General features: G+C 33.6%; 5 protein-coding genes. 1 reads left to right on the forward strand and 4 read right to left on the reverse strand.

Annotation, left to right across the window (positions count from 1 at the left end; all coding sequences use genetic code 11):
- Together WBQ70_RS11890 and WBQ70_RS11895 are read right to left on the reverse strand one after the other, a co-directional pair.
- Positions 1-891 (reverse strand): ABC transporter transmembrane domain-containing protein (locus WBQ70_RS11890; RefSeq protein ID WP_423914466.1); only part of this gene is annotated, 891 nt, incomplete at its 3' end.
- A gap of 5 nt (positions 892-896) precedes the next feature.
- Positions 897-1,571, reverse strand: coding sequence for a TetR/AcrR family transcriptional regulator (locus WBQ70_RS11895; RefSeq protein ID WP_423914468.1), 675 nt, complete (start codon positions 1,569-1,571; stop codon positions 897-899).
- A gap of 152 nt (positions 1,572-1,723) precedes the next feature.
- Here WBQ70_RS11895 and WBQ70_RS11900 point away from each other — a divergent pair, with 152 nt between their 5' ends.
- Positions 1,724-2,950 (forward strand): DUF445 domain-containing protein, encoded by a 1,227-nt coding sequence (locus WBQ70_RS11900; protein WP_423914471.1) that lies wholly within the window; start codon positions 1,724-1,726, stop codon positions 2,948-2,950.
- 212 nt (positions 2,951-3,162) lie between these two features.
- Here WBQ70_RS11900 and gpmI read toward each other — a convergent pair whose 3' ends face one another.
- A complete protein-coding gene (gpmI, locus tag WBQ70_RS11905) occupies positions 3,163-4,680 on the reverse strand; it encodes a 2,3-bisphosphoglycerate-independent phosphoglycerate mutase (RefSeq protein ID WP_423914474.1) in 1,518 nt (505 codons plus the stop codon).
- A 123-nt stretch (positions 4,681-4,803) separates the two neighbouring features.
- Entirely contained in the window at positions 4,804-7,152 is a 2,349-nt protein-coding gene (locus WBQ70_RS11910; RefSeq protein ID WP_423914475.1) for a DUF5916 domain-containing protein, read from the reverse strand.
- Between the last annotated feature and the right edge of the window lie 276 nt (positions 7,153-7,428).

The following is a 7,428-nucleotide window of genomic DNA, read 5'->3' on the forward strand; positions in this document are numbered from 1 at the left end:
AGTTTCCAAACCAATAATTATTTTTTCAACAGAATTAATTACCAACAGAATTACGATTTCGGCCGCTACAAACTGTCCCATATTCATTTCTTGTGATAATACTAAATACCCACCGATTGATAATAAACTGGCTGTGATAATAGTTTTGAAGCCAATCAGCTGGGTGAATTGCGATTTGATCACCGTAAAATGTTTCTCTCTGTATTTTAAATATTCGGTTGCGATAACGTCATTTTTGTTTAAAGCATAATCGTGATGCAATTGATTTCTAAAGCTGAAATTGTTACGGGCTAATTCCTGTAGCCATGCCGCTACTTTGTATTTGTATTTTGATTCATTAAGACTGCTTTGTAGTCCTGAGTTATATGAAAATTTGAAAATAAAAAAAAGTAAAATCAATAATAGAATACCAAAAATGATAAAGTAATTATGGTAAAGAGATAGCAAAATGATTCCGAAAATGATTTGTAGTAAAGCAGCCGAAAAATCAATAAGCAGTTTTGATGTTCCTTTTTGAATAGTTAGTGTGTCAAAAAATCGATTAGCTAATTCTGGAGGGTAGCTGTCATAATATTCTTCAAACTTAATTTTAGGCAATCGTAATGCAAATTCAAATGAAGCACGTACAAATATTTTTTGTTGTAAATTCTCTGTAATTCTCAATTGCATTAATGATAGTATTCCAACTAAGGCAACTCCCAAAACAACCAAAACAATTAATATGATCCAAGAGACACTAGCTCTACCAGATTGTATAAAATTAGTAATGGCTTGGATTCCTAATGGCAGTGATAAACTCACTAATCCCGAAAAGATAGCATAAAAAAATAGTTGATAGACATCTTTCTTGTCTAGTTGTAGTAGGTTGTAGAATCGTTGTAATGGTTTCATCTCTTTTATTTTTTTAAAATCGTTGTAATAAGGTTTAAGTAAAAATCTGTAGGGGTGATTTCTTCATTGCAGTTTGTGATGGTTTTTAAGTGATCTTTCAAAAAACATTGATGCAACGTTCCCTCAATGATAGAAGAAGCTAAACTTTTAGGATAGGGGTAGTTTGGGCTCACTTCAATTATTAAGGCTACGATTCGATTAATTACATTTTTATAGATTAAGAAAAAGCCTTCTTTGTTTTCGTCATCAACTTCTTTAGTATGCAAGGTTTTTGTGAATTCAGTGATGATAATACGGTACAAAATAGCTTCATTGATATGGGGTATGGAATGATCTTCTTCCGCTTTTTCTGTAACAACAATAATGGCTCGTTGTAATTTGTCCATCGGGTCTTCAATATTAGTCATCTTAAAAACCATTTTATATTCGACCCAACACCAGTACCAAGAACATAAGTAAACTAATAACTTGTGTTTGTTTTCAAAATAACGATAAATGGAACTTTCATTCGACCCAATTTTTTCTCCTAATTTCTTGAAAGTAAAAGTATCAAAACCTATTTTATCAATTAGCAGAATGCTTTCTTGGATTATTTTCTTTCCTAAAATTGAAGTTTCTGGATCTTTGACGTATATTTTTTCATTGACCCTAATTTGTAGGTTTGATAATATTGATTTCATTTTGAGTACTTTTTATGCAAATATAATAGTATTACTATTGATTATGAAATTTTGACTCTTATTTATTTTATTAGACTTGATTGTACTGTGTTGATCTTTCTAAAAAACAAATCACTAAATTAGTATGTTCAATTAAAAAAGTGAATAGTATTATGGAGAGTAATCAGGCTAAAAGAAATAATTTAATGAAAATGAAAAGCATTGCGCTAAGTGTTTTGGGAGCGGCAGTATTTTGTTTTTTTATAGCGCATCATTACAAGATAGGGTGGTTGAAAGCATTTAGTGAAGCCGCTATGGTGGGTGGCATTGCGGATTGGTTTGCCGTAGTGGCTTTGTTTAAGCATCCTTTGGGAATTCCTATTCCGCATACGGCACTGATTCCAAACAACAAAGATGCGATAGGTCAAAATTTAGGAACTTTTGTATCGGATGAGTTTTTGATTAAGGAAAAATTAGAAGTGAAGTTGGATGAATTTGACTTTCCGTCAAAAGCCACTAACTGGTTGAAAGAAGAAAAAAATGCTAGTACGATTGCCTCGTTAGTAGTTGAAAATGTGATTCCAGGTGTTTTGAAAACAGTGGAGAATGCTGATGTGAAAATGTTTATTTTGGAGCAATTTGAAAGTAAAATGCAACAAATGAATTTTGGCGAATGGGTAGCGATCGGTTTAGAAGCATTGTCCAAGGATGACAAACAAGCACAATTGATAACGAATGTTTTAACTATTTTGTCAGCAGAATTAGAGGCGAATAGAAATGAAATTAGAGATAAGGTCAAAAACGCAACACCTTGGTACACATTAGGAGTGGCTGATAAGAAAATTGCTGATGGTGTTTTTAATGGACTTTATGAGTTTCTTGATATGGCAAAACAACCCGAAAGTTCCATTCGTAAAAAGATTAATGACTATGTTTTAAGTTTTATTGCTGAATTGAAAAGTTCTCCTGAAATGCAATTGAAAATTAGTAGGCTAGTGGTTGAATTCACGAAGAAACCAGAGGTACAAGATTATATTGGATCGATCTGGTTAGAGATGAAAAATGCTGTTTTGACCGATTTAGAAAAAGGTGCTGCATCTAAAATAAAATTGAGCATAACGAAAATGATTTGTGATTTTGGTACTGACATTCAGAATGATGCTGTGATGATGGCTAAGATTACTAATTTTATAAAAGTAGATGCATTAGGTGTTTTGCTTCGAAATAAAAAAGCGATAGGTGATTTGATTGCGACATCTGTTCAGAGTTGGGATAAAAAAGAAATTGCCGATAAATTAGAAATGGAAGTAGGCAAAGATCTTCAGTTTATACGGATTAATGGAACGGTTGTAGGCGGATTTGTAGGGCTTGTGATTTATTTTGTAGAGCAATTTCTATAGAGATCGTGATAAACATACCTGATCTTTCCTCTTAGCCCCGATAGAAATGGAAATCCTTGTGGCGGGGCGTTTATCCCGCCAGAAGATTGTAATGGATAGCGGGAACTATCTCTCCTGAAAACACTGGATGTTCTGCTCCTAAAACTAAAAACAAGGCATAAAAAAACTGCTCCAATAATGAAGCAGTTTGACTATGATAGTAAGCGTTTATTTTACAATAAAGAATGTTGTGACATTACAGCTGGTTGTGCTACGCCCATTAAATCTAGGATTGTTGGGGCAATATCACCAAGAACTCCGTCATTTACTTTTTTGATTTCTTTGTCAACCAAAATAAATGGAACTGGATTTGTTGTGTGTGCTGTATTTGGACTTCCATCAGGATTAATCATGGTTTCACAGTTTCCGTGATCTGCAATTACAAGTACCGTATAATCATTTGCAATAGCTGCAGTGATGACTCTTTCAACACATTTATCAACGGCTTCACAAGCTTTTATAGCGGCATCCATCATTCCTGTATGTCCTACCATGTCGCCGTTTGCAAAATTCAAACATACAAAATCAACGTCTCCTTTTTCGATTTCAGGAACTAATGCATCAGTTAGTTCGTAAGCACTCATTTCAGGTTGCAAGTCATATGTAGCAACTTTAGGAGAGTTCTTAAGGATACGGCTTTCGCCAATAAAAGGCTCTTCACGACCTCCTGAAAAGAAGAAAGTTACGTGAGGGTATTTCTCCGTTTCAGCAATTCGAATTTGTTTTTTGCTTGCTTTTTCTAAAACTTCACCAAGTGTCTCTGTGATGTTGTCTTTGTTGTATACGACTTTAACGTTTTTGTATGTTTCGTCATAGTTGGTCAACGTAACATAGTACAAGTTTAGTTTGTGCATGTTTTGTTCGTGGAAATCTTGTTGCGAAAGCGCTTCAGTCAATTCACGACCTCTATCTGTTCTGAAATTAAAGAAAATAACAACGTCATCTTCTGCGATTGTAGCTAATGGTTTGTCATTACTATCAACAGCCACAAGCGGCTGAATGAATTCGTCAGTAACATCATTTCCATAACTAGTAGCGATTGAGGTTACAATGTCATGTGTTGGAGTTCCAGTACCATTCACCATTAAGTCATACGCTAGTTTTACTCTCTCCCATCTTTTATCACGATCCATGGCATAATAACGACCAATAACCGAAGCTACTTTTACAGGTGTGTAAGCAATATAATCTTGTAAATCTTGAATGTATTTTTTTCCTGATTTAGGATCTACATCACGACCATCAGTAAAAGCATGAATAAATACATTTTCTAATCCATAAGCTTGACTGGCGTCAATTAAACCACGTAAGTGTGACGTATGAGAGTGAACACCACCATCAGAAACTAACCCTAAGAAGTGTACTTTTTTGTTATTATCTTTAGCGTATTGAAAAGCATCTTTAAGAACTTGCTCTTTTGCTAGTGTTTTATTGGCTACAGCCAAATTGATTTTGGCTAAATCTTGGTATACAATTCTTCCTGCACCCAAGTTCATGTGACCTACTTCACTATTCCCCATTTGTCCTTCAGGAAGTCCTACATGTAGTCCGTCTGTACGTAATTGTGCGCTAGGGTATTTTTGATATAAGCTATTTATGAAAGGGACGTTGGCATTGTCTATTGCAGATACTTTTGGGTCAGGAGATTTTCCCCAACCATCTAATATCATAAGGATTACTTTTTTGTTCATTTTGTCAAGTTTTATGCAAATATAAAACTTTTATAAACTTTGAGGCAATCCTGAATTAGTATTATTGATTTAAAAACGATGACCTAACAAAGTTAGGGCTATTTGTTGTGGAAAAACGATGGGTTATTTGGCAAGTGAATTATAATCAATGAAATATCGAACTCTAATCGAAAAAATATTGGTTAAATTACTATTGAAAACATTTTTTAAATTGGTGTCCAGACTGTGTTCTATAATGTTATTGTCTTCTTGAGCATAATTTCTGTAGAGGAAGGATATTTCACTACCAGAAGCAAACCACCATGAATAGGAAAAATCAAAATTCCAAGAATTGAAATTTCTATTTTTATTCATTATATAATTATTATTATCTATTAGTTGACCGTTAGCTTGTAATGTTGAAAATTGATTAATTTCAGAAAATGACCAGTAATAGCGAGCGGTAAAATTAAGTGTCATCCTGTTGCTAAGAGCATATTTTCCAGTTAAATCAGTTTGTGATATTTGTCGGTTTCTGAGTCCGAATATGACATCTGAATTATCAAAGGCAGCCCAGCCTCTGTCGTTGTTTTGAATATTGAATTCTGATGCGAGTAAAACTGAAAAGCGGTTGTTGAAACGGTACTTTGTACTCAAATAAAGTCCGTAGATGTTTCTGTTTCTTTCATCAAATACAGTTATTGAAGGCTCAAAAGTGATTGAAAATGGTCTGTTTGGGTTTGAGGTGAATTGTATATAAGAATAAAGAAATTTCGGTAATGAAACGTATTTATTTTCAGTTCTAGGTTCGTAAAAATCAAAGGTTTCAAAGGGTGTGAATTGGAAAAGAAATTGAAAAACGTCATTTTTTAGTGTAGAAGCTTTTATTTCCGTTCCAATAGCTCCAGCTTGTAATTTTCCTGTTGTATTTTCAATTTCGGTATTAGAGGTTTGATTTATACTAAAAGTATTGAATAACTTCGTGGGATTTACTATTCGGTAACTTGCATTTGCGTAAGCGTTATGGTAATTGTTAAAAAAAAGTAGTCCCAAGTCATTAGTGTCATAGTTTCTTGAAAGGTACTTTCCTGCAAACTCATACCTATATTGTCCGCTTGTTTTTGCGAAACCTAATTCCGTTTTAATTCCGTTTGAATTTTCAAAATCAGTTATGTTACTGTATTTGAAGTCACCATACAAGTTGTAAGAGTTTGATTTTGTATTTAAATCAAATAAAACTGCTGAAACATTAGCGTCCCTGAAGCTTCCGTCTCGAGTAGTATTGGTATTTATAAAAGTAAAAGAGGAGTTTTGTCTAAAACGCTGGTCAAATACAACAATATTGTAATTCGTTAAAGGTTGTATTACTTCGTTTTTGTCCTTGTTTGTAACGTTGTTATGAATCGTAGCAAAAGTTTTTTCGGTTATAGCATTCATAAATCCAATGCCTAAACCTTTTTTAGTCCTTCCAGAGATTTTAATTGCATTTATTAAATTTACTGTGCTAGGGAAGTTGGTGATTTCTTCGTCGTTTGTGATTTGACTTTCAAGTGTGCTTTTGTCGGTAATCGGACTTCCTCCAATTCTTCTTGAGTAAAACAACACGCCTTTGTTAAATAAATTGGTTCCTTCAGTAAAAAAAGGCCTGTTTTCGACCAAGGTTTGTTCAAAAGGTTCTAAATTTAATATGGCGTTATCAAATTTAGTTTGTCCAAAATCAGGAACTAATATAGCGTCAAGGGTAAAGGAATCGTTAATACCGTATTTAATGTCTAATCCTGCCTTGAGCGTTCGGTCTGATGTGGTTTTGTCCTCTTGATAATAAGCCGAAGTGTAGGGGATTAAAAACAGTCTTGTGGGTGGTGTAATATTTTCTATTCCTTTCAGGATTCCTGCTTGAGTGATTACGGCTCCGATCTTGGTATCGACATAATTCCATGTGTATTTTTGGACTTTGCATTTTATTTCTCGCATGAAATTCAAACCCCAAGTTTGGTCTTTGGTGTTCGAGAATCGTAAAGCAGCATATGGAATTTTCATTTCTACAGTCCAACCATAGTCGTTTGTTTTTACTTTGCTTTCCCAAATAGCATCCCAAGTAAAATCTTCTTCGTCTTCGGTGGCTAGACAATCCATTTGTACTCCTGCTGCACTAACATAAAAGCGATAATCTTGTTGGCCGTCATTGAATCCATTGATATATACTGAAAAATGATCAGATGCACCAAATACATCGCGATTCGTTATTTCTTTAAGGATTTTGTCAGGCTCGTTATCATATAGCAAAGCCGAAATATAGATAGCTGTATTATCGTATGATACTTTGACTTCGGTTCTTTTTTCGTTAGGAATAGGTTTTCCATTGTCAGGTTCGTACATGATAAAATCAGTAGCGATATCATCGTTAGGATTCGGGGTGTTTTTGTTAATGGGGTCTTCTAAAGTTGAATTTTTGATAATTGATTTTGCTCTAAGGATCTTTTTTTGACCCATAAGAGAAAAGCTAATTGTCATATAGAAAAAAAAGATAAAGTAAGCCTGTTTAGACATGCAACGGGGATATGATTAAAACAAAAATAACATAATTTTAACAAAAAGCAAATTTAACAAAAGCCTTAGTGTAAAGTATTAGTTACAAAAAAATGTTAAATGTGGTTTTTAAGTGTTTCTTTTTCTATGAGAAGTAAAAAAAAGTTATATATTTGACGACCTAATTTTTATTTTAATTTAATCTATATCAATGCGTTATAAATTTCTTGTTAGTTTATC

It is taken from the genome of Flavobacterium sp. (assembly GCF_049590715.1).
Lineage (GTDB): Bacteria > Bacteroidota > Bacteroidia > Flavobacteriales > Flavobacteriaceae > Flavobacterium.

What these genes read in the sequence shown, in the direction of transcription:
- WBQ70_RS11895 (WP_423914468.1), bottom strand. Translation starts at nt 1,571, where the DNA reads ATGAAATCAATATTATCAAACCTACAAATTAGGGTCAATGAAAAAATA.
- WBQ70_RS11900 (WP_423914471.1), top strand. Translation starts at nt 1,724, where the DNA reads ATGGAGAGTAATCAGGCTAAAAGAAATAATTTAATGAAAATGAAAAGC.
- gpmI (WP_423914474.1), bottom strand. Translation starts at nt 4,680, where the DNA reads ATGAACAAAAAAGTAATCCTTATGATATTAGATGGTTGGGGAAAATCT.
- WBQ70_RS11910 (WP_423914475.1), bottom strand. Translation starts at nt 7,152, where the DNA reads ATGGGTCAAAAAAAGATCCTTAGAGCAAAATCAATTATCAAAAATTCA.